The 18,886-nt window shown below is 68.4% G+C and carries 19 protein-coding genes; 16 read left to right on the top strand and 3 right to left on the bottom strand.

Annotation, left to right across the window (positions count from 1 at the left end):
• Positions 1-99 precede the first annotated feature (99 nt).
• From A2790_RS13680 to A2790_RS13640, 9 genes are all read left to right on the top strand, one after another.
• Positions 100-594 carry a GNAT family N-acetyltransferase gene (locus A2790_RS13680; RefSeq protein ID WP_293392604.1) on the top strand — a complete coding sequence of 165 codons (495 nt, stop codon included), beginning with the start codon at positions 100-102 and terminating at the stop codon, positions 592-594.
• 158 nt (positions 595-752) lie between these two features.
• On the top strand, positions 753-1,640 hold the full coding sequence (locus tag A2790_RS13675) for a sce7726 family protein (RefSeq protein WP_293392601.1): 888 nt from the start codon (positions 753-755) through the stop codon (positions 1,638-1,640).
• A gap of 6 nt (positions 1,641-1,646) precedes the next feature.
• Positions 1,647-2,582 carry a sce7725 family protein gene (locus A2790_RS13670; protein WP_293392599.1) on the top strand — a complete coding sequence of 312 codons (936 nt, stop codon included), beginning with the start codon at positions 1,647-1,649 and terminating at the stop codon, positions 2,580-2,582.
• A gap of 8 nt (positions 2,583-2,590) precedes the next feature.
• Positions 2,591-3,613: an RES family NAD+ phosphorylase gene (locus tag A2790_RS13665; protein ID WP_293392597.1), complete on the top strand. Its 1,023-nt coding sequence runs from the start codon at positions 2,591-2,593 to the stop codon at positions 3,611-3,613.
• A gap of 130 nt (positions 3,614-3,743) precedes the next feature.
• Positions 3,744-4,523 carry a hypothetical protein gene (locus A2790_RS13660; protein ID WP_293392594.1) on the top strand — a complete coding sequence of 260 codons (780 nt, stop codon included), beginning with the start codon at positions 3,744-3,746 and terminating at the stop codon, positions 4,521-4,523.
• A 175-nt stretch (positions 4,524-4,698) separates the two neighbouring features.
• Complete coding sequence (locus tag A2790_RS13655; RefSeq protein ID WP_293392592.1) at positions 4,699-5,877, top strand: VWA domain-containing protein; 1,179 nt, start codon at positions 4,699-4,701, stop codon at positions 5,875-5,877.
• Positions 5,878-5,920: 43 nt separating this feature from the next.
• A complete protein-coding gene (locus A2790_RS13650) occupies positions 5,921-6,580 on the top strand; it encodes a TetR/AcrR family transcriptional regulator (RefSeq protein WP_293392589.1) in 660 nt (219 codons plus the stop codon).
• Positions 6,577-7,728, top strand: a complete 1,152-nt coding sequence (locus A2790_RS13645) for an MFS transporter (RefSeq protein WP_363080943.1) — start codon at positions 6,577-6,579, stop codon at positions 7,726-7,728. Before A2790_RS13650 ends, A2790_RS13645 begins: the two co-directional genes overlap by 4 nt.
• A 32-nt stretch (positions 7,729-7,760) precedes the next feature.
• The gene (locus A2790_RS13640) at positions 7,761-8,078 is read left to right on the top strand and encodes a cupin (protein ID WP_293392586.1); all 318 of its coding nucleotides are present in this window, start codon (positions 7,761-7,763) and stop codon (positions 8,076-8,078) included.
• Here the strand turns inward: A2790_RS13640 and A2790_RS13635 are convergent.
• On the bottom strand, positions 8,075-9,511 hold the full coding sequence (locus A2790_RS13635; RefSeq protein WP_293392583.1) for a UdgX family uracil-DNA binding protein: 1,437 nt from the start codon (positions 9,509-9,511) through the stop codon (positions 8,075-8,077). The genes A2790_RS13640 and A2790_RS13635 overlap by 4 nt on opposite strands.
• Positions 9,511-10,734 carry a putative DNA modification/repair radical SAM protein gene (locus A2790_RS13630; protein WP_293392580.1) on the bottom strand — a complete coding sequence of 408 codons (1,224 nt, stop codon included), beginning with the start codon at positions 10,732-10,734 and terminating at the stop codon, positions 9,511-9,513. Before A2790_RS13630 ends, A2790_RS13635 begins: the two co-directional genes overlap by 1 nt.
• A 656-nt stretch (positions 10,735-11,390) precedes the next feature.
• Here A2790_RS13630 and A2790_RS13625 point away from each other — a divergent pair.
• The 6 genes from A2790_RS13625 to A2790_RS13600 all read left to right on the top strand — a co-directional run bounded on the left by A2790_RS13625 (position 11,391) and on the right by A2790_RS13600 (position 16,307).
• On the top strand, positions 11,391-11,759 hold the full coding sequence (locus tag A2790_RS13625; RefSeq protein ID WP_293392577.1) for a GntR family transcriptional regulator: 369 nt from the start codon (positions 11,391-11,393) through the stop codon (positions 11,757-11,759).
• Between the two features lie 4 nt (positions 11,760-11,763).
• Positions 11,764-12,615: an ABC transporter ATP-binding protein gene (locus A2790_RS13620; protein WP_293392574.1), complete on the top strand. Its 852-nt coding sequence runs from the start codon at positions 11,764-11,766 to the stop codon at positions 12,613-12,615.
• Positions 12,612-13,487, top strand: coding sequence for a hypothetical protein (locus A2790_RS13615; RefSeq protein ID WP_293392572.1), 876 nt, complete (start codon positions 12,612-12,614; stop codon positions 13,485-13,487). The genes A2790_RS13620 and A2790_RS13615 overlap by 4 nt, the downstream gene beginning before the upstream one ends.
• Before the next feature lie 27 nt (positions 13,488-13,514).
• Complete coding sequence (locus tag A2790_RS13610; RefSeq protein ID WP_293392569.1) at positions 13,515-14,360, top strand: DUF2306 domain-containing protein; 846 nt, start codon at positions 13,515-13,517, stop codon at positions 14,358-14,360.
• Between the two features lie 11 nt (positions 14,361-14,371).
• Positions 14,372-15,112 (top strand): hypothetical protein, encoded by a 741-nt coding sequence (locus tag A2790_RS13605; protein WP_293392566.1) that lies wholly within the window; start codon positions 14,372-14,374, stop codon positions 15,110-15,112.
• Between the two features lie 64 nt (positions 15,113-15,176).
• Positions 15,177-16,307 carry a hypothetical protein gene (locus A2790_RS13600; RefSeq protein ID WP_293392564.1) on the top strand — a complete coding sequence of 377 codons (1,131 nt, stop codon included), beginning with the start codon at positions 15,177-15,179 and terminating at the stop codon, positions 16,305-16,307.
• A 10-nt stretch (positions 16,308-16,317) separates the two neighbouring features.
• On the opposite strand, the gene A2790_RS13595 is transcribed toward A2790_RS13600, so the two are convergent.
• Positions 16,318-17,913 (bottom strand): NAD(P)/FAD-dependent oxidoreductase, encoded by a 1,596-nt coding sequence (locus tag A2790_RS13595; protein WP_293392561.1) that lies wholly within the window; start codon positions 17,911-17,913, stop codon positions 16,318-16,320.
• A gap of 74 nt (positions 17,914-17,987) precedes the next feature.
• Between A2790_RS13595 and A2790_RS13590 the strand changes: the two genes are divergently transcribed.
• Positions 17,988-18,866, top strand: coding sequence for a transglutaminase family protein (locus A2790_RS13590; RefSeq protein WP_293392559.1), 879 nt, complete (start codon positions 17,988-17,990; stop codon positions 18,864-18,866).
• The last annotated feature ends 20 nt before the right edge of the window (positions 18,867-18,886 follow it).

The raw sequence follows: 18,886 nt of genomic DNA, 5'->3' as shown, positions 1-18,886 counted from the left end.
AGCAGCCAGCCAACAAACAAGGGGGCGAGCCACAGCTCCGGCGCCCGCCTCCGCCCCGACCGCATTGTGACGCTCCCCGCGCCGGCGTAACCAGGGCGGATGGCGCCCCTCTCCAGCATCCGCGTTCGCCGCAGCCGTCCGTCCGACGCGGCGAGCCTGCGGGAGGTGCTCCACGACACCTACGAGATCACCTGGCTGCCCCAGCTGACCCCCGAGGCGGCGCGAGCCTTCCGCGAGGCGGACCGCCCGGCCGCCTACGTCGCCGAACGGGGCGGCCTGTTCCACGTCGCCGAGGTGGACGGCCAGGTCGTGGGCTTCGTGGATTGGGAGGCTGATTTCGTGAACGCCCTGCACGTGCGGTCCAGCCACGCGCGCCTGGGCATCGGCAGCCGCCTGATGGACGTGGCAGAGGCCGAGATCGCCCGCGCGGGCTTTCCCGTCGTCAGGCTGGAGACGGACACCTTCAACGCCCGCTCCCAGGCCTTCTACCGGGCCCGCGGCTACCGGGAAGTCGATCGGTATCCGGACGAGGAGTGGAACAGCGGTCTTACGACGCTCTTGCTGGCGAAGGCGATCAGCCGCGTGGGTAACTGAGTTGCAGTAGGCTGGGGCTATGAGGAAATCTTGGCATCCAGGCGGGAAGCCGACGCTAGTCAGTGGCGGCGAAATTCGAGGATTCCCACGACGCGCCTCCTAACTTAGAAGGAGAGTCGTGTTTCCGAGCGACCCGCCCGGCGGGACGCGGAGGGATTGTGGTGCACACCCCCAGCCAACTAGCAGCGCTTTCACGCCTATTCTCAGCGACCGTGTTTCGCGAAATGGCGACCAAGGGGCGCTCTGCGACGTTTGCGAGGCTGATCGGCGAAACCGGCCTGCTGGACGGCCGATTCACTGGCCCTACCGTGGCGGAAGCGTTTGACGCGGCGTTCTCACGCTTGAGACGGGCGGGAGCCAGAGACGAATACGTCTATCGCTCCGCCCTGACCCACAATGTCCTGCTCGGGAAACACTCGCTCAACACTGCTGCAATGCTCGCTGAGTTTCGCGCAGGGGCATGTAAGGCCGACCTGGTAATCCTCAACGGCACGGCGACGGTCTACGAAATCAAATCGGAGAGGGACTCGCTTGTCCGTCTTGAGAATCAAATTCGCCAGTACCGACGGGTCTTTGCCAAGGCCTACGTGATTGCAGGCGAAGACCACGTCAGCGACGTGCTCAAGGCCACGCCCGCCGAAGTCGGCGTCCTGAGCTTGGTTCGGTGGGATCGAATAAACACTGTGCGAGAAGCCGTTGAAACTTTCGACGCCGTGTGCCCGGTCGCAATCTTCGAGGCGCTACGGACTGCTGAGGCGTGCAAGATTTTGACCGCGTTGGGTGGCGAGCCGCCGGACGTCCCGAACACGGAGCTACATCGCGCATTGCGCACGAAGTTCGAACAGCTAGACGCGGCTGCAGTGCATCGCGAAATGGTATCGGTTCTGAAGCAGACGCGTAATCTCGCGCCGCTGCATGCACTGGTTGACCGCTTGCCAGCTTCGCTACAGCCTGCTGCCCTGTCGATTCAGGTGCGACGCGCCGACCATGAACGGCTAGTCAAAGCTGTGTCTACACCCTTCGAGGAAGCGCTAACCTGGGGCTGACACGGCATGTACTACCCCTATTTTCGCGGCAAGCAGTTCGAACTGATCACAGTCCGCGAAACTGCCGCCGTGATGGCGGCGGCCGGATTCGTGCCCATCATTGAACCGGTGAAGGAAACCCTTAACGGCCTTGATCGCGCTCTGAAGGCGGTTTGCGAGGCCGGGGGCAACGCCATCGTCATCGTCAACCCCTACCACGGGGATCATTCCGACGACGGCGCGGGTATCTCCACACTTTTGAGAGCCAAGTATCTTGGCAAGGGAGGCATCAGCGCTGGCATTTTGCTTAAGGAGCATATGTCGCGACGCGACGCGCTGGGATGTTACAAGGCCCACGAAGACCACAGACCCGTCTTCGTTCACGCCGGCTTCACTGACGGCAAGGGCTTGGCCGAGGATATCGGCGACATCCTCCCTGACACTCAACACGTATTCTTCGAGAAATACTGCGGAACTCTATATCGGAAACACTTTCGCGGCAGCCGAAGGATTCTGTTGCGAGACGGGTTCGAGAGACGGCGCAACGCCGACCATCCGCCGATGGAGGTCTTTTCAGAGCTACACCTAACGTACGCAGACGACGGCATGGACGGCTTCGGCGATTTCCTGATCGTCGGCGACGACTTCACCGAAGGCGGCGGGCCTGCGTACGCCGTGGCCATCCATCTGACCTTCATCAACCCGGAGAAAGACGACGTGATGTATATTTATCATTTCGTCTCAGACTCCAAAGATACCCCTACCGATCCAGCGGGAAAATTCGCCCAAGCCTTAGCAAAGCTGATCAAAAAGCTTGATGGTAGAATGTCACATTTGGAAGACACCTCCGCGATCACGGAGTTCCGTGACTTATACGCCAAAAAGCACTTCCCTGGGCTCGGCCAAGTGAAGAAGCTGTCGATGATCCACCACGTCGAAACGCTGGCTCGCTATTTGTCATAGCACCGGAGATGGGCGCGCTTTGCTGTCCGGAATGTTTCGGCGATCGCGGCTTACGCCGCGACATCATCCCGTCGCTGAGTGCAGCAACAGGCGACTGCGGCTACTGCGGATCAAGAGACGTGCCCTTGGTACCGCCCAATGCACTCGCAGATGTTTTCGAACTCTTGATCAGCGCCTACGAGGCAGACGAGGAAGGTTCCACGCTCATTGAGCTGATGAAGCGGGATTGGCAGCTATTTTCGCATCCGGCGATGGATGCCGCCCATGCCAAGGAGTTGCTCAGCGAAATTCTCGATGACGGCGAGATTGTGCGGAAGCGGTTTTCGCCATCCTCCAGCTTCACCAGTACCGGCCTAGTGCAATGGGAGACGCTGCGCGAGGAGCTGATGTGGAAGAACCGCTACTTCCTCGATCAGGCGATCGACGAGGACCGGCTTCGAGATCTCCTGGCCTTCCTGCCGGCGGACGATATGCCGGACGTCTGGTATCGCGCTCGCATCATGACTGGCGACAACCCCCACTCCATTGAGGAGATGGGCGCTCCGCCGCCACGTGAGGTCTCCCATGGCCGCGCTAATCCGCCGGGGATTCCCTATCTCTACGTCGGCTCCAAGCCTGATACGGCCGTCGCCGAGGTGAGGCCGCACACAGGTGAGAAGGCGTGCGTCGCAGACTTCAAGATCAAAGGAGCTCTTACCGCCGTTGATCTGCGCAATCCCCGCCAGCTGGTATCCCCGTTCTTGCTGGCCGATGCTGCTGCGATCGGCCAGCTGCGGGCAGACATCCCTTTTCTTGAGCGCCTTGGTGACGAACTGACCCGCCCCGTGCTGCCGCGTGGCGCAGCTATCGATTACGTACCCAGTCAATACCTATGTGAGTTTATCAAGAAGCGCGGCTATGACGGGGTCGTCTACCGCAGCTCGGTCAGCGACGGGATCAACCTTGCGCTGTTCGACCCTAGCCGCGCGGTAGCCGGCGCGGTCGACATCTATGACGTCAGAGGCGTCTCCGTTCAGATCGAACGGGTCTAGCGCAGCGCGCTCTTAGTCCTGGCGGCTAGCCGGTCCAAACTCTCGGAGCCGCCATTCCCAACGTTGGAAATGAGTCAAGCCCCCCAACAAACTTTGACTCCCACCCCCACCCCATGTTCCCTTTTCGTTCATGGCGTCGGATCTCGACCTCACCGAACAGGAACAGGCGTCCCTCGCCGAGCTGGCTGAGCTCGACATGGCGCTGGCGCGGCATGTCCATGCCCATGCGCTGGCGGCGGACGATCCGGCGACCATCGCCGACCTGGCCCGCGCCTATCAGCGGATCGCGCGCTCGGCGCGGCAGAGCCTGGCGCTCACCGCCAAGCTTCGGCGCGATGCGGCGCGCGACGCCCTGGAGGCCGCCCGCGAGGCGCGGCTGAAGGCCGACCGCGACGCGATCCTGGCGCCCTTCGCCATGCGCTACGCCCGCCCGGCCTATGAGCCTCATGACGACGAGGCCTATGACGACGAGGACGAGGCCGACGAAGACTTCGACGATGACGAGGACCAGGACGGGGCCGGCGACGAAGACGGCGACGATCCCGCCGCCGCCGCCGCACCCGCCGCCACGCCCGACCCCGCCGTCCTCGCCCGCGAGGCCGAGCTGCGCACTGCCCTGCGCCGGCTGATCTGGGACGAGCGCGAGCGCCTCGAGACCGAGGAGACGCCGGAGGACCTGTTCGTCCTCCTGGACGAGCGCCTGGAGGCGGTGCGGCGCTGGCCCGCCCCGGCCGCCCGGCCGCTGGACGAGGACGTGGTCGAGGTCAGCCGCATCCTGGGCCTGCCCCCTCGGGCCCTGGGCGAATGGCGCAGCCTGCCCGATCCCGAGCCGCCGCCGGAGCCGCCGGCCCCGCCAGCGCCTTCACCCCCGGACCCGGACCCGGCCGACCCGTGGCGCAGCTCCGCCTGACGCCGCGCCCATCGCCCCCGGTGCGGCCCGTTCCCCCGATCGCAACACCCGAAACGCCGCCCGCCGCGCCGCCGGCGCGTGCGCCTGCGCGCCGGCGCGACCCCGGCCGCACTGGACATCGGGAACCGGCGGCCCCATCCTTCGCGTTCAAACGACCGTTCGACGCGAGCTGCCGATGTTCATGCGCTTCTTCACCGAGCTTCGCGAGGCCAAGGTGCCCGTGACGCTGAAGGAATACCTCGCCCTGATGGAGGCGATGGACAAGCAGGTCATCGACCGTTCGGTGGAGGACTTCTACTACCTCTCGCGCGCCGCCCTGGTGAAGGACGAGAAGAACCTCGACAAGTTCGACCGGGTGTTCGGCCACGTCTTCAAGGGCCTGGAGAAGACGGACGGCGAAGGGCTCACCGCCGACATCCCAGCCGAGTGGCTGAAGAAGATCTCCGAGAAGTTCCTGACCGAGGAAGAGAAGGCCCAGATCGAGGCCATGGGCGGCTTCGACAAGCTGATGGAGGCCCTGGCCCAGCGGATCAAGGAACAGAAGGAGCGCCACGAGGGCGGCAACAAGGCCATCGGCACCGGCGGCACCTCGCCCTTCGGCGCCAACGGCTATCACCCCGAGGGCGTGCGGATCGGCCAGGACAAGGGCCGCCACGGCAAGGCGATCAAGGTCTGGGACAAGCGCGAGTACAAGAACCTCGACGACAGCGTCGAACTCGGCACCCGCAACATCAAGGTGGCGCTGCGGCGGCTGCGCAAATGGGTGCGCGAGGGCCACGCCGACGAGCTGGACATGAACGGCACCATCCGGGGGACGGCCGAAAAGGGCTATCTCGACATCCAGATGCGGGCCGAGCGGCGCAACAAGATCAGCGTGCTGCTGTTCCTCGACGTGGGCGGGTCGATGGACAGCCACATCAAGGTCTGCGAGGAGCTGTTCAGCGCCGCGCGCTCAGAGTTCAAGAACATGGAGTTCTTCTACTTCCACAACTGCCTCTACGAGGGCGTGTGGAAGGACAACCGGCGCCGGCACACCGAAAAGATGAACACCTGGGACGTGCTGCACAAGTATCCGCACGACTACAAGGTGATCTTCGTCGGCGACGCCACCATGAGCCCCTACGAGATCACCTATCCGGGCGGCTCGGTGGAGCATTGGAACGAGGAAGCGGGCGCCATCTGGATGGACCGGGTGGCCCAGATCTACGAACACATGGTCTGGCTGAACCCGACCGCCGAGCGCCACTGGGACTACACGCCCTCGATCGGCGTGATGAAGCAGCTGGTGGGCGACCGGATGTTCCCCCTGACCATCGACGGGCTGGAAAAGGCGATGCGGGAGTTGTCGCGCTGATCGCGCAATAGGCCTAGCATCCGGTAGCGCTTATGGGATTCGCATGACCGATCCCCTGATTCAGGACCCGTCCGAGACCGAAGAGGCCGAGGCCGCCACCAAGCAGGCGGTCTTCAACGCGGCTGAGCGATTGTTCGCCCTGCACGGCTTCCAGAACGTCTCGGTGCGCGACATCACCGCCGAGGCGGGGGTGAACCTGGCCAGCGTGAACTACCACTTCGGCTCCAAGGACGCCCTGCTCTTCGAGATCTTCCGCCGGCGCACCTCCGAGCTGAACCGCGAGCGGGCGCGGATGCTGCACGAGGCGGCCGCGAGGCACGACGGCAAGCCGCCGGTCCGCGACATCCTCGAGGCCTACTTCGCCCCGCCCCTGCGCTGGGCCAATCCCGACAACGACCGCCGCATCTCGGTGCAGTTCATCATCCGCGCCCGGTCCGAGGGCACGGCCGAGATGCGCGAGGTGCTGCGCAACGACGTCAGCCATCTGGAGCGGTTCGCCGGCGCCCTGATGGCCGCCCGCCCCGACCTGCCCAAGGAAGACGTCTACTGGCGCCTGCACTTCGTGCTGGGCATGGTCCACAACAACCGCTTCGCCGAGTTCGACCGCCTGCACCACCTGTCCGGCGGCCTGACCCGTGAGGGCGACGTCGATGCGCTGCTGAAGCGGATGCTGGACTTCGCCGAAGCCGGGTTCAACGCCTGAACCGGCTGGTCCTCAGCGCCTGCGCGCTGAGGTTCCTGGACACCTTCCTGCTGATCGTCCCGTTCTACACGGTGATGTTCGCCGAGAAGGGGCTGTCGCCGGCACAGATCGGCTTGGCCCTCGGCGCCTGGTCGGCCACGGGCCTGCTGCTGGAGATCCCCTGCGGCGTCCTGGCCGACCGCATGTCGCGCCGCTGGCTGCTGGCCATCTCCCAGCTCCTGCGGGCGGCGGGCTTCCTGGTCTGGCTGGCGTTCCCGAGCTTCTGGGGCTTCCTGGCCGGCCTGACCTTGTGGGGCATGAAGAGCGCCACCATGTCCGGCGCCTTCGAGGCCGTGGTCTACGACGAGCTCAAGGCCCTGGGGCGCGAGGCCGAGTACGCCCGGGTCTTCGGCCGCGCCAAGGCCGCCCGCGGCGTGGGCCTGGTCGCCGCCTCGCTCACCGCCGCCGCCGCGGCGCCGCTGGGCTACGACGTCCTGATCCTGGCCAGCGCCCTGGCCGGCGTGGCCGCCGCCGCCTCGGCGCTCTGGCTGCCCGCCGCGCCCCGGGCCGTCGCCGTCGCCGACTGGGACTACCTCGCCCACCTGCGCCGCGGCGCCCGCGAGGCCCTGAGCCTGCCGGGCGTGCCGGCCCTGATCGCCTTCATCGCCGGCGTCCAGGCCGTCGCCTACGCCACCGCCGACTACTGGCAGCTCTTCGGCCGCGACGTGGGCCTTGCGAAGTCCGCCATCGCCCTCTTCATCGCCGCCCTCGCCACGGCCGAGGCGGTCGGCAGCATCCTGGCCCACCGCATCCGCGGCCTGGACGTGCGCTGGTCCTACGGCCTCACCTGCCTCGGCGGCCTCAGCATCGTCGCCGCCGCGGCGACGCACCAGGCCTGGTCGGTCGTCCTGCCGCTCGTCTACCTGGGCCTCTACAGCCTGGTGGACGTCAGCGCCGACGCCCGCTTCCACCACGCCATCCGCATGGAGACCCGCGCCACCGTCGCCTCGGTGAAGGGCTTCGCCACCCAGTGCGCAAACGGCGTCCTGATCCTGGGCTTCGGCCTCGTGGCCCAGGCCTCGGACTACCGGACCTCTTTCCTGACCTACGGCGCCGGCCTGACCCTGCTGGGCGCGGCCTACGCCGCCGCCAGCCTCCGCCGGCGCTAGCGGCGCCGCTTGCGCGGGCCTATCTGGACGCCATGCCCAAGATCGTCACCGACGCCCGCCAGTTCACCGCCGACGGCGCCTGGGGCGCCCGCGACCTCGCCGCGATCGAAGGGGCCAGCGTGCGCCTGCATTGGACCGACCAGCCCTACAGGTGGCACGTCAACGATGGCGCCGAGGTCTTCGTGGTCCTGGACGGCGAGGTGGAGATGCGCTGGCGCCAGGACGGCCGCGAACACACGACGATCCTCCGACCCGCGGACATGTTCATCGCCGACGTCGGCGACGAGCACGTGGCGCATCCCATCGGCCAGGCGCGCATCCTGGTGATCGAGAAGGCCGGTTCGGTCTAGGCCGCCAGCGCCCAGGCGTACCTCAGATCCTCAACGAACATGGCGTAGGCCTCCGCCTTGGCCGCCGCGTCGGGGAGGCGGAGCAGGTATGACGGGTGGTAGGTGACCACGCCCTGGGCCTGGTCTGAAAGCTGAAGGGCCTGGCCGCGGAGCTTGCCGATCGGGGTGGGTTTGCCGAACACCGCCAGGCCGGCCGTTGCGCCCAGGGCGACGACGACCCGGGGCCGCACGATCCGCCGCTCGGCGTCCAGCCACCAGCGGCAGGCGGCGACCTCGCCGGCGTCGGGCGTCTTGTGGATCCGCCGCTTGCCGCGCAGCTCGTGCTTGAAGTGCTTCACCGCGTTGGTGACGTAGGTCTCCGTGCGCGGCACGCCCGCTTCGGCCAGGGCGCGATCGAACACCTGCCCCGCCGGCCCGATGAACGGCTTGCCGGCCAAGTCCTCCTGGTCGCCGGGCTGCTCGCCGACGAACAGCAGCCGCGCGCCGGGGGGCCCCTCGCCCGGCACGCCCTGGGTAGCGTCGCGCCAGAAGTCGCAGCGTCGGCAGTGATCGACGCCGGCCGCCACCTCGGCCAGCGAGGTCGGCGCCTGCCCGTCCCACGGCGCATCGCGGCTGTTGCGAACCGCTGTCTTCACGACGCGGCGGTTGGGTTCGGTGGGAGCCTGACGGACCATGGTGTCGGTGCGGCCTTGGGCCTGGGCGATGAGTTCGGGAATGAGCGCCGCCTCGGGCAGGTTCCGCCAATAGCGCTTGGGCATCTCCATCTGCATCGCCCCGACCTTCAGCCGGGCCGGGTTGAAGATCGAGGCGTAGTAGGTGCGCCAGTAGTCCTCCAGCGCATCCTCGCTGGGCGCGTCGGCGGGATCGGCGCCGGCCGTGAAGCTCAGCTCCACCATGTCCCAGTGGACGCAGGCGTCGGGCGTCAGGATCGAGAAGCGCATGTTGGCGTACCGGCGGGCGAAGAACGGCGCCGTCGCCTCGGCCACCCGGTGGGCCGGTTCGAACCAGGCGACATAGGCCTCACCCCCCTCGTCCGCCGCCAACCGGAAACGGACGAAGGCCTTCATCTTGTGGGCCGCCCGGCTGACCTCCTTGGCGAAATGGTTGGCGCGGGCGACGTCCGGATCCGAGGCGATGTGCATCAGATCCCGCTCATCATGCAGCCGCCAGAGCAGCCGGTACAGCAGGGTGAAGCGCTCGTTCGAGCGGTGCAGGATCACCCGGGCGGCGAGATCGACGAAGGCCTTGGGAACCCGGAAGTCGGCCCTGATGTCGGTAGGCTGGACAGGTTCGGCGGCGTTACCGAACAGGGTGGCCTCGCCGTCGACGGTCCACAGCGCGGCTTCGGGCGGGACCTTGCGGGCCCGCAGGCCGCGGGCGGCCTGGCGCCAGCCGTCGAAGTCGGTTTCGTGGGCAAGGCGGACCACGTGCATCAGAAGAGGTCCAGTTGCTGCGGCTCGACCTCCTGGCGCAGGTTGGCGCTGTCGGTGAGCGCGCCCGGGCTCCAGTCTGCGCAGACCAGGAACGGCTTCAGCTTCTCGATGCCGCGGGACAGCCGCTTCACGTCCGCGAGCTCCAGCCGCTTGAAGCGGCGGACATCCAGGATGCGATCCACGGCGCGCACGCCCAGACCGGGCACCCGCAGCAGCCGCTCACGCTCGGCGGTGTTCACGTCCACCGGAAAGTCGCCGCGGTTGCGCAAGGCCCAGGCCAGCTTGGGGTCTACAGCGAGATCGAGGTCCTCGGTCTCGCCGATGATCTCGGCGCGCTCGAAGCCGTAGAACCGCATCAGCCAGTCGGCCTGGTACAGCCGGTGCTCGCGCACCAAGGGCGGGCGTTGCAGCGGCAGGCGGGCGGTGGCGTCGGGGATCGGGGAGAAGGCGGAGTAATAGACCCGGCGCAGCCGGTAGGCGCCGTAGAGGCTCTCGCTGCGCTTCAGGATCGCCCCATCGGTGGCTGCGTCGGCGCCGACGATCATCTGGGTGGACTGGCCGGCCGGCGCGAACCGGGGCGGCGAAGCCTTGCGACCCCTTTCCTTGGACGCCTCCTCCGACACCCTGACCGCCCCCATGGCCTTCTTGATGCCGGCGACGTCTTTCTCGGGCGCCAGGGCGACGAGGCTTTCGTCCTTCGGCAGCTCGATGTTGATCGAGATGCGGTCGGCGTAGAGGCCCGCCTCGTTGACCAGCGCCGGCGAAGCCTCCGGGATCACCTTCAGATGGATGTAGCCGCGGAAATCGTGGACCTCGCGCAGGGTCCGCGCCACGCGCACGATCTCCTCCATGGTGTAGTCCGCCGAGCGGATGATGCCGGAGGAGAGGAACAGCCCCTCGATGTAGTTGCGCTTGTAGAAGCTGAGGGTGAGGTCGACGACCTCGTCCACGCTGAACCGCGCGCGCGGCGTGTTCGAGCTGACCCGGTTCACGCAGTAGGCGCAGTCGTAGACGCAGAAGTTGGTCAGCAGGATTTTCAGCAGGCTGATGCAGCGGCCGTCTGGCGCGTAGGCGTGACAGATCCCCATCCCGCCGTCCGTCGAACCGACGCCCTTCCCGCCCCGCGAGTCGCGCTTGACGCTGCCCGACGAGGCGCAGGAGGCGTCGTACTTGGCCGCGTCGGAGAGGATTGCGAGCTTGCGTTTGAGATCGAGGGTTGGCACCTGGCGAACGTAGAGTTCTTATTTTGTTCGCGCAAGCGAGGCTGTGGTTGTTTCCGCGCCGCCGCCGATAGCTGACATATCGCGAACTGTGGAACCGTAGCCGTGGGCGCGCATTGTCAAGCTGCGGCGTCCGCTCTGCCATCCCCCCCCGGATGCGGAGCGGAGTCCGCCGGCCCCTGCACCGTCCCTCGAGGCAGGGGCCTCTTTCTATTTGCGCCAGGCGCAACGCGTTCCGAGCGCGGGTGGGGCTGCATTGCCCGCAAGCTCGGCCGAGGGTCTCCGATTTAACGTCACCGCGTCGGAGACCCTCGTAGCCGAGGCGCCTGAGGCCGGTTGCGGCTCCCCCAACGTGGGGGCGTTCTTACGGGGGAGCCGCGTTCAGGAGCGCTTCGGGACGGGTCGGTCCGGGGGGAGAGATGAACCGGTGTCCCTCAAGCCCGGACACCATCGCCCCAAGGCTTGACCGCAGTAGGGCGGGTTCGTGTCCGGCTTGTATCATGCGGCGGTATTTGCGGGGCGGCCCAGCCCGGCCGCAAGGGAGACTTGCCTTGGATTGGTGTTATAGTCATATATAACACTAGACCAGATGACGGTGGGTGCAGACTCACGGTCTCGGTCGCCTGGCGCGGGGGCGTGCAGGCCATTCGGAACGGGCGATGGATCCAGAGTGGAACGACAGTCAGCCGATCTACCGCCAGATCCGCGATCGCGTGGTCGCCATGATCCTCGACGGCCTGCTGAAGGAGGGCGATCCGCTGCCCTCGGTGCGCAACGTGGCGACCGAGAGCCGGGTCAATCCGCTCACCGTGCTGAAGGCGTACCAGCAGCTGACGGACGAGGGGCTGGTGGAGAAGCGGCGGGGGCTGGGAATGTTCGTCAACACCGGGGCGCGCGACCTGCTGTTGGCCGCCGAGCGGGAACGCTTCCTCACCGACCAGTGGCCCGAGATCTTCGCCACGATCCAGCGCCTGGGACTGGCCGGCGACCTGCTCGGCAAGCCCGACAAGCCGACGGGGAAGGGCTGAGCGCATGGCTTGCATAGAAGCCCGCGGCCTGCGCAAGGCCTTCAAGAACACCGTGGCCCTGGATGGCGTCGACCTGACGATCGAGCCGGGCCGCATCGTAGGCCTGATCGGCCCCAACGGCGCGGGCAAGAGCACGGCGCTGCAGGCCATCCTGGGCCTGACCGCCTACCAGGGCGAGCTGAAGGTGCTCGATCTGGGCCCCTGGACCGCGCGCGACCAACTGATGAGCGAGGTCTGCTTCATCGCCGACGTGGCGGTGCTGCCGCGCTGGATGCGGGTCTGGCAGGCGCTGGACTACGTGGCCGGGGTGCATCCTCGCTTCGACCGGGCCAAGGCCGAAGGGTTCCTGGCCCGGACCTCGATCCGCAAGACGAGCCGGGTGCGCGAACTGTCCAAGGGCATGGTCACCCAGCTTCACCTGGCGCTGGTGATGGCGATCGACGCGCGCCTGCTGGTGCTGGACGAGCCGACACTGGGCCTGGACCTTTTGTACCGCAAGGCCTTCTACGACAGCCTGCTGAACGACTACTTCGACGGCGACCGCACGATCCTGGTGACCACCCACCAAGTGGAAGAGGTGCAGCACATCCTGACCGACGTGGTGTTCCTGGACCGCGGGCGCGTGGTGCTGGATTGCAGCATGGAGGCGTTCGAGGCCCGCTATGTGGAACTGCTGGCGGCGCCCGAGCACCTGACGGCGGCGCGGACGTTCCGGCCCATCCACGAGCGCCAACTGTTCGGCCGCAGCCTCCTGATTTTCGACGGCGCGGACCGGGACCGGCTGGCGACCCTGGGCGAGCTGCGCAATCCCAGCCTGGCGGACGTCTTCGTCGCGCTGGTCGGAGGCCCGCAATGAGCGCCCTGCCCTGGACGCGCGTGCTCTATTGGTCGGTGCGGCGCGAGCTGTGGGAGCACCGGGCGGTCCTTATGGCGCCGGCGGTGATCGGCGCCGTCGCGCTGGTCGGCGCCTTGCTCAGCACGTTCCGCCTGCCGGCCGCCTTGCGCAGCCTGGAAGCGGGCTCGGCCAAGGACGGCGACATGCTGATGGCGTCCTACAGCTTCATGGCGCTCGCCGTGCTGCTCACCGGCCTGCTGGTGGCGGCGTTCTATTCGCTGGGCGCCCTGCAGGGCGAGCGGCGCGACCGCAGCCTGCTGTTCTGGAAATCCCTGCCGGTGTCCGACCGGATGACCGTGCTGTCGAAGGCGGCGGTCCCCCTGGTGGTGACGCCGGTCGTGACCTTCGCGGTGATCTTCGCCGCCCAGCTGCTGATGCTGGTCTGGAGCACGGCGGTGACGGTCGCCAACGGGATCAGCCCGGCCGTGCTGTGGAAGCACGCGGACCTGACCACGATGTGGGTGGTCCTGCCCTACGGCCTGATCGTCAATGCCCTGTGGCAGGCGCCGGTGTTCGCCTGGTTCCTGCTGGTCTCGGCCTGGGCGCGGCGGACGCCGATCCTCTGGGCGCTGGCGCCGTTCGCGATCCCGGCGATCCTCGAGGGCCTGGCGTTCCGCACTTCGCACATCGGCGGCTTCATCGGCGAGCGGCTGCTGGGCGGCTTCGCGCAGGCCTTTAGCGTCGACGGCAAGGCTGAGGCGGCAATCGACAACATCGGCCAGGTCGCCCCCCTGCGCGTCCTAGCCCAACCCGACCTCTGGCTCGGCTTCCTGTTCGCGGCCGTGTTCCTGGCCGCCGCCATCTGGCTCCGACGACGACGCGAGCCGAACTGACACCCCTCCCCTTCCGGAGATAGTCCCATGACCACTGCAGTCCTGACGCCCGGCGGCTCCGCCCGGGCGACGGCGGAACGCGCCCTGAAGGCGGCCGCAGGCTTCTGGTTCGCCACTGTGGTGACGGGCCAGGCCCTGTTCCTGGCCTACATCCTGGCCGTCTACGCCCCGACCTCGCTCAGCGGGAACTTCGCCGCCTGGAACGAGAACAAGATGCTCATCAAGGGCTATGTGCCGGGCGACACCGTCGGCAACCTGGCCTTCGCGGCGCACGTGCTGATGGCGGCCGTGGTGACCTTCGGCGGGACGCTCCAGTTCGTGCCGCAGATCCGCGCTCGCGCGCCAGCGGTCCACCGCTGGATAGGCCGCGCCTTCATGACCACCGCGATGGCCGCCAGCGTCGTCGGCCTGTGGATGACCTGGGGCCGGCCCACCGACTCCGGCCTTCCCGCCGCCATCGCCATCACCCTGGACGCGGCCCTGATCCTGGCGTTCGGCGGCCTGGCCTGGCGCACCGCCGTGGCCCGCGACTTCACCGCCCACCGCCGCTGGGCCATGCGCACCTTCATGGTCGCCAACGGCGTCTGGTTCCTGCGGCTGGGGATGGCGACCTACGGCATGGCCTACCTGGCGACCGGCAAGGTCCTGCCCAGGCCCGGCGATGTCTTCGACGTCTGGAGCTTCGGCGCCTACCTCGTGCCGCTCCTGGTCCTCGAACTCTACCTGCGCGCCAAGGCCGGCGGCGGCCCCGTGATGCGGGCCTCGGCGACCGGCGCGGTCGTCCTCGGCGCCCTGCTCATGGGCGTCGGCATCTTCGGGACGTGGGTCGGCATGTTCGCCCCCGTCCTCGCCAACGTCCTCGCCAAGCTCTGAAGGCCGTCGCCATGAATCTCGAAGCCCCTCCGGGCGCGCCCTGGATCCTCCATTTCGCCGCCACCCTCCTGCTGGTGCTCCACATTGCGGGCGGCGCGACCGGCATCCTCTCCGGCGGGGTCGCCATGTTCGCCCGCAAGGGCGGTCGGTGGCACACCGTGGCGGGGACGGTCTTCTTCGTCTCGATGCTGACCATGACCGGCGTGGCCGCCTGCACCGCCCCGTTCCTCGCCGACGGGCGATGGACAAACACCACCGCGGCGGTCTTCACCCTCTATCTGGTCACCACAGGCTGGGCGACGGTGCGCCGGCGACCAGGGGAGGCCGGCGCCTTCGAGCGAGGCGCGGTGCTCGTGCCGCTGGGCATCGCCGCCATGGGCCTGGGCCTGGTTCCTTGGGGCCAGGCGACCGGTACGGCCGACAGCTTCGCCACAGTCTACGCCTTTGCCGCCATCGCCGGCCTGGCGGCGGCCAGCGACCTGCGGATGATCCGGCGCGGCGGCGTCGCCGGACGCGACCGTACCGTGCGCCATCTGTGGCGCATGGGCCTGGCGCTCTTCATCGCCACCGGCTCGTTCTTCTTCGGACAGCAGGACCGGATTCCCGAGGCGATCCGCACCAGCATCGTCCCCTCCATCCTCGGCCTCGCGCCCCTGCCCCTCACCGCCTTCTGGTGGATCCGCACCCGCCTGCCCCGGCGAGCCCGCCGGCCGGCTCGGGTGACGCCCAGCGAGTTCCGCAAGGCGCTCTAGGGAAGCTTCGCTATACTGCGCCCCAGGCGTCGTCGGGGGACCTCGCCGATTGGGGGGCTCTGCGATGACCACGGCCAATGCGGCAGGCGCCGCCGGGGGTCCGGGCGAGCGGCGCGGTCTGTTCGAGGACCAGCTGGCCGACTGGACCAACGACGACGTGCTCCAGACCAAGGAGGCGCGGGCGGCGCTGGGGGCCAAGCATCCGGCCGGTCTGCGGGTGCTGGACTGGCCGGAGCTGCGGGCGCTTTTCGCCCGGTACGATCCGCCCGCCACGCGCCACGGACGGCGCGATCGGCGCTTCGGCCTGTTCTCGGTGGCGCTGGCCGCCCTGGGTCTGGTCCTGGCGGCGCTTGCGCCACTGACCGTGGGCGCCGAACGCTACATGGGCTTCGCCGCCGCCGCCCTGACCATCGCGGGCCTCAGCCTGATGGCCTTCCACGAGTTCGGCGCCAGCTCGAAGGCCCGGTGGCTGGCGCAACGGTTCGGGGCGGAGCGAGTCCGCGCGCTCTATTTCCAGGCCGTGGCGAACAACCTGGACCTAGTCGCTCGAGCAATGACCAGCGACGCCGCGCTCGGCGAATGGAAACAGGCCCGGTCGCGCCTGCTCTCGCTGCTGCCGAGGCCGGAAGACCTGCCAGGCCAGGTGCCGAAGCTGGCTGGGCCGGTGGACGACGCGGACACCTGGGTGGCTCCCGAATGGACGACGCCGCCGGGGCCGCCGCAGCCGTCGCCGGACCTCGACCTACTGCTGTCCCTACTGCGTGGCCAGCGGCTCGACGCTCAGCTCGACTATGTGCGGCGCAAGCTGAGCGACTCCCTGGGCGCCCCCGGCCAGCGGGCCGCCGCGGTGCGACGGCTGAGCCTCCTGCTGCTGGCCGCCGCCGCGGTGACGGGCGCGGTCGCGGGCGTGCTGCTCGCCACCGGACGAGCCCCGGCGGACACGGACGTGAAGCTCGCCCTGGAGGTCACAGTGGGCGCGCTGGTCGTGGCCCTGGCGCTGCGCGTGATCAACGACGACCGACTGCTGTCGGGCGACGCCGCGCGCTATGCCTCCTACGCGGAGGCGGTATCGAAGGCTCGCGCCCGGTTCGATGCGGGCGACTTGGCCGAAAAGCAGGCCGCTCTTCGCGAGATGGAGGTCGTGGCCTACCGGGACCTGCGGCAGTTCGTCGGCGCTCATTGGCGGGCGCGGTAGGCCGGTCGGTTCAGATCCTCCGGCGCCTCACGTCGCGAAGGATCTCGGCCGCGGCGTTGTGGCCGGGCGCTCCGGTGACCCCGCCGCCCGGGTGCGTGCCCGCGCCGCACTGGTAGAGGCCCTTCACGGGCGTCCGATAGTCGCCGGCGCCCAAGACGGGGCGTGCGGAGAACAGCTGATCCAGGCTGAGGCGGCCGTGCATGATGTCGCCGTTCACCAGGCCGAAGGTGCGCTCCAGGTCCAGCGGCGACAGCACCTGGCGGCCCAGCACCGAGGCGGCGAAGCCCGGCGCGTGCTTCTCGACCGTGGCGATCATCAGATCGGCCACCTCGTCGCGGCAGTCGTCCCACGATCGGCCGCCCGGAAGCTCGGGCGCCACGTGCTGGCAGAACAGGCTGGCCACGTGGCGGCCGGCGGGCGCCAGACTATCGTCCAGGGTCGAGGGGATCAGCATCTCGACGATCGGCGCCTTCGACCACCCGTGGACGCGGGCGTCGTCATAGGCCCGCTCCATGTAAGCCATGGTGGGCGCGATGATGATGCCACCCGTCATGTGGTCGCCCGGCTCCGGCGCCACGGTGAAGCGGGGCAGGTCCGACAGGGCCACGTTCATGCGGAAGGTCGCCGAGCCCGAACGGTAGCGCGCGATGCGCTCGACGAAGTCGGCGGGCTGCACGCCCGGGCCCACCAGCTTCTGGAAGAGCAGTTGCGGGTGCAGGTTCGAAACCACCGCCCGGGCCTTGAGCGTCTCGCCCGAAGCCGTGACGACCCCGGTCGCCCGTCCTTTCTCGGTGAGCACTTCGGCGACGGCCGTGTCGGTGCGGATCTGGACGCCGCGTTCGCGGCAGCAGGCGGCCATGGCGCCGCTGATCGCGCCCATGCCGCCGACCGCATGCCCCCAGGCGCCCTTCTTGCCGTTCACCTCGCCGAAGACGTGGTGCAGCAGCACGTAGGCTGAGCCCGGCGTGTAGGGGCTGGCGTAGTTGCCCACGACGCCGTCGAACCCGTAGGCCGCCTTGATCGGGTCGCTCTCGAACCAGCCGTCCAGCCAGTCGCCGGCCGACTGCGAGAACAGGGCCAAGAGGTCGCGCTTGGCGGTCAGGTCGAGGCGCGAGAGCTTGCGGCCGATCACCGCGCTCTTGATGAGTTCGGGGATGGCCTCCTTCAGCCCGCCCTCGACCAAGTTGGGCGGCGTCTGGATGACCAGCTCGCGCAGGACGTCGGCGATGGCGTCCAGGCGGTCCCAGTAGGCGGGCAGGCGCTCGGCGTCCTTCTGCGAGAACCGCGCCGTCTCGGCCTGGGTGCGGCCCTCGCCGACGAAGAAGTGGTCGCCGTCCAGTGGCAGGAAGTTGGCCATCTTCCGCTCGACCACTTTCAGGCCATGGCGCGGCAGCTCCAGGTCGCGGATCACCTTCGGGTTCAGCAGCGAGACCGTGTAGCTGGCCACCGAGTTGCGGAAGCCGGGGTGGAATTCCTCCGTCACCGCCGCGCCGCCCACGACAATGCGCCGCTCGAGCACGGTGACCTTCAGGCCGGCCGCCGCCAGATACGCCGCACAGGTCAGGCCGTTGTGCCCGCCGCCCACCACGATCACGTCAGTTGTCATGGGCCTGTGCTCGCATGGGCGCAGGCTTCGCCGCAAGCCGCGGAACCGTAACCCGCGCGAACGGTTCCGCCCGCATGGCCCGCCTCCGCATCCGTCACGAGACGATCTACGCCTACGAGCGCCCGGTGGCCTTCGCCCAGCACCGGCTGCTGCTGCGCCCGCGCGACAGCCACGCCATCCGGGTGATGGATGCGGTGCTCACGGTCTCTCCGCCGGGGGAGACCCGGTGGCTGTACGACGCCCTCGGCAATTCGGTCTGCTGTTTCACCCCTGGGGGCCAATCGAGGGCCCTGTCGATCACGAGCGAGCTGGTGATCGAGCGCTACCCAGCCCATCTCGCCGACCCGCGCGTCGAGGATCCGCAGACGGCGACTCCCATCGTCTATGCGCCTCAGGATCGAACGGTGCTGGCGCCCTTCATCGACCCCGCTACCGAGGACGCCGACGGCGACCTGCTGAGGTGGCTGCGGGGCCAGGTCGGCAGTCCGCACGAACCGGCGCTGGAGCTGATCCTCAGGCTGAACCAGACCATCCACGACACCTTCGAATACCAGCCCCGCGATCTGGGCGCAGCGCAGGAGCCGTCGCACACGGTCAGGCTGGGCGCCGGGACGTGCCGGGACTTCGCCTGGCTGATGGTCGAGGCGCTGCGGCGGCTGGGCTACGCGGCCCGGTTCGTGACCGGCTATCTCTATTCACCGGCCCACGGCGAGATGCGCGGCGCCGGCGCCACCCATGCGTGGTGCGAAGCCTTCCTGCCGGACCTGGGCTGGACCGAGTTCGACCCCACCAACGCCCTGGCCGAGAGCGGCGACCTAATCCCGGTGGCGGTGGCGCGCACGCCGCTGGAGGCGACGCCGATCAGCGGCGCGATCTATGGCGATCCCGGCGCCACGAACATGGCCGTTCACGTGGATGTGCGTCCGGTCGATTCGCTTCAGGCCGCCGCGTGAGTCATGGATCTCCGGGCGAG

It is taken from the genome of Phenylobacterium sp. RIFCSPHIGHO2_01_FULL_69_31 (genome assembly GCF_001824475.1).
Lineage (GTDB): Bacteria > Pseudomonadota > Alphaproteobacteria > Caulobacterales > Caulobacteraceae > Phenylobacterium.
This window is presented reverse-complemented; position numbering and strand designations above follow the sequence as displayed.

Bases quoted from the DNA above. Each gene is read 5' to 3' on its own strand.
- A2790_RS13635 (WP_293392583.1), bottom strand. From the start codon at position 9,511: ATGCACGTGGTCCGCCTTGCCCACGAAACCGACTTCGACGGCTGGCGC.
- A2790_RS13660 (WP_293392594.1), top strand. From the start codon at position 3,744: ATGGCGTCGGATCTCGACCTCACCGAACAGGAACAGGCGTCCCTCGCC.
- A2790_RS13605 (WP_293392566.1), top strand. From the start codon at position 14,372: ATGAATCTCGAAGCCCCTCCGGGCGCGCCCTGGATCCTCCATTTCGCC.
- A2790_RS13595 (WP_293392561.1), bottom strand. From the start codon at position 17,913: ATGACAACTGACGTGATCGTGGTGGGCGGCGGGCACAACGGCCTGACC.
- A2790_RS13625 (WP_293392577.1), top strand. From the start codon at position 11,391: ATGGATCCAGAGTGGAACGACAGTCAGCCGATCTACCGCCAGATCCGC.
- A2790_RS13590 (WP_293392559.1), top strand. From the start codon at position 17,988: ATGGCCCGCCTCCGCATCCGTCACGAGACGATCTACGCCTACGAGCGC.
- A2790_RS13680 (WP_293392604.1), top strand. From the start codon at position 100: ATGGCGCCCCTCTCCAGCATCCGCGTTCGCCGCAGCCGTCCGTCCGAC.
- A2790_RS13650 (WP_293392589.1), top strand. From the start codon at position 5,921: ATGACCGATCCCCTGATTCAGGACCCGTCCGAGACCGAAGAGGCCGAG.
- A2790_RS13640 (WP_293392586.1), top strand. From the start codon at position 7,761: ATGCCCAAGATCGTCACCGACGCCCGCCAGTTCACCGCCGACGGCGCC.
- A2790_RS13670 (WP_293392599.1), top strand. From the start codon at position 1,647: ATGTACTACCCCTATTTTCGCGGCAAGCAGTTCGAACTGATCACAGTC.
- A2790_RS13620 (WP_293392574.1), top strand. From the start codon at position 11,764: ATGGCTTGCATAGAAGCCCGCGGCCTGCGCAAGGCCTTCAAGAACACC.
- A2790_RS13665 (WP_293392597.1), top strand. From the start codon at position 2,591: ATGGGCGCGCTTTGCTGTCCGGAATGTTTCGGCGATCGCGGCTTACGC.
- A2790_RS13655 (WP_293392592.1), top strand. From the start codon at position 4,699: ATGTTCATGCGCTTCTTCACCGAGCTTCGCGAGGCCAAGGTGCCCGTG.
- A2790_RS13615 (WP_293392572.1), top strand. From the start codon at position 12,612: ATGAGCGCCCTGCCCTGGACGCGCGTGCTCTATTGGTCGGTGCGGCGC.
- A2790_RS13610 (WP_293392569.1), top strand. From the start codon at position 13,515: ATGACCACTGCAGTCCTGACGCCCGGCGGCTCCGCCCGGGCGACGGCG.
- A2790_RS13600 (WP_293392564.1), top strand. From the start codon at position 15,177: ATGACCACGGCCAATGCGGCAGGCGCCGCCGGGGGTCCGGGCGAGCGG.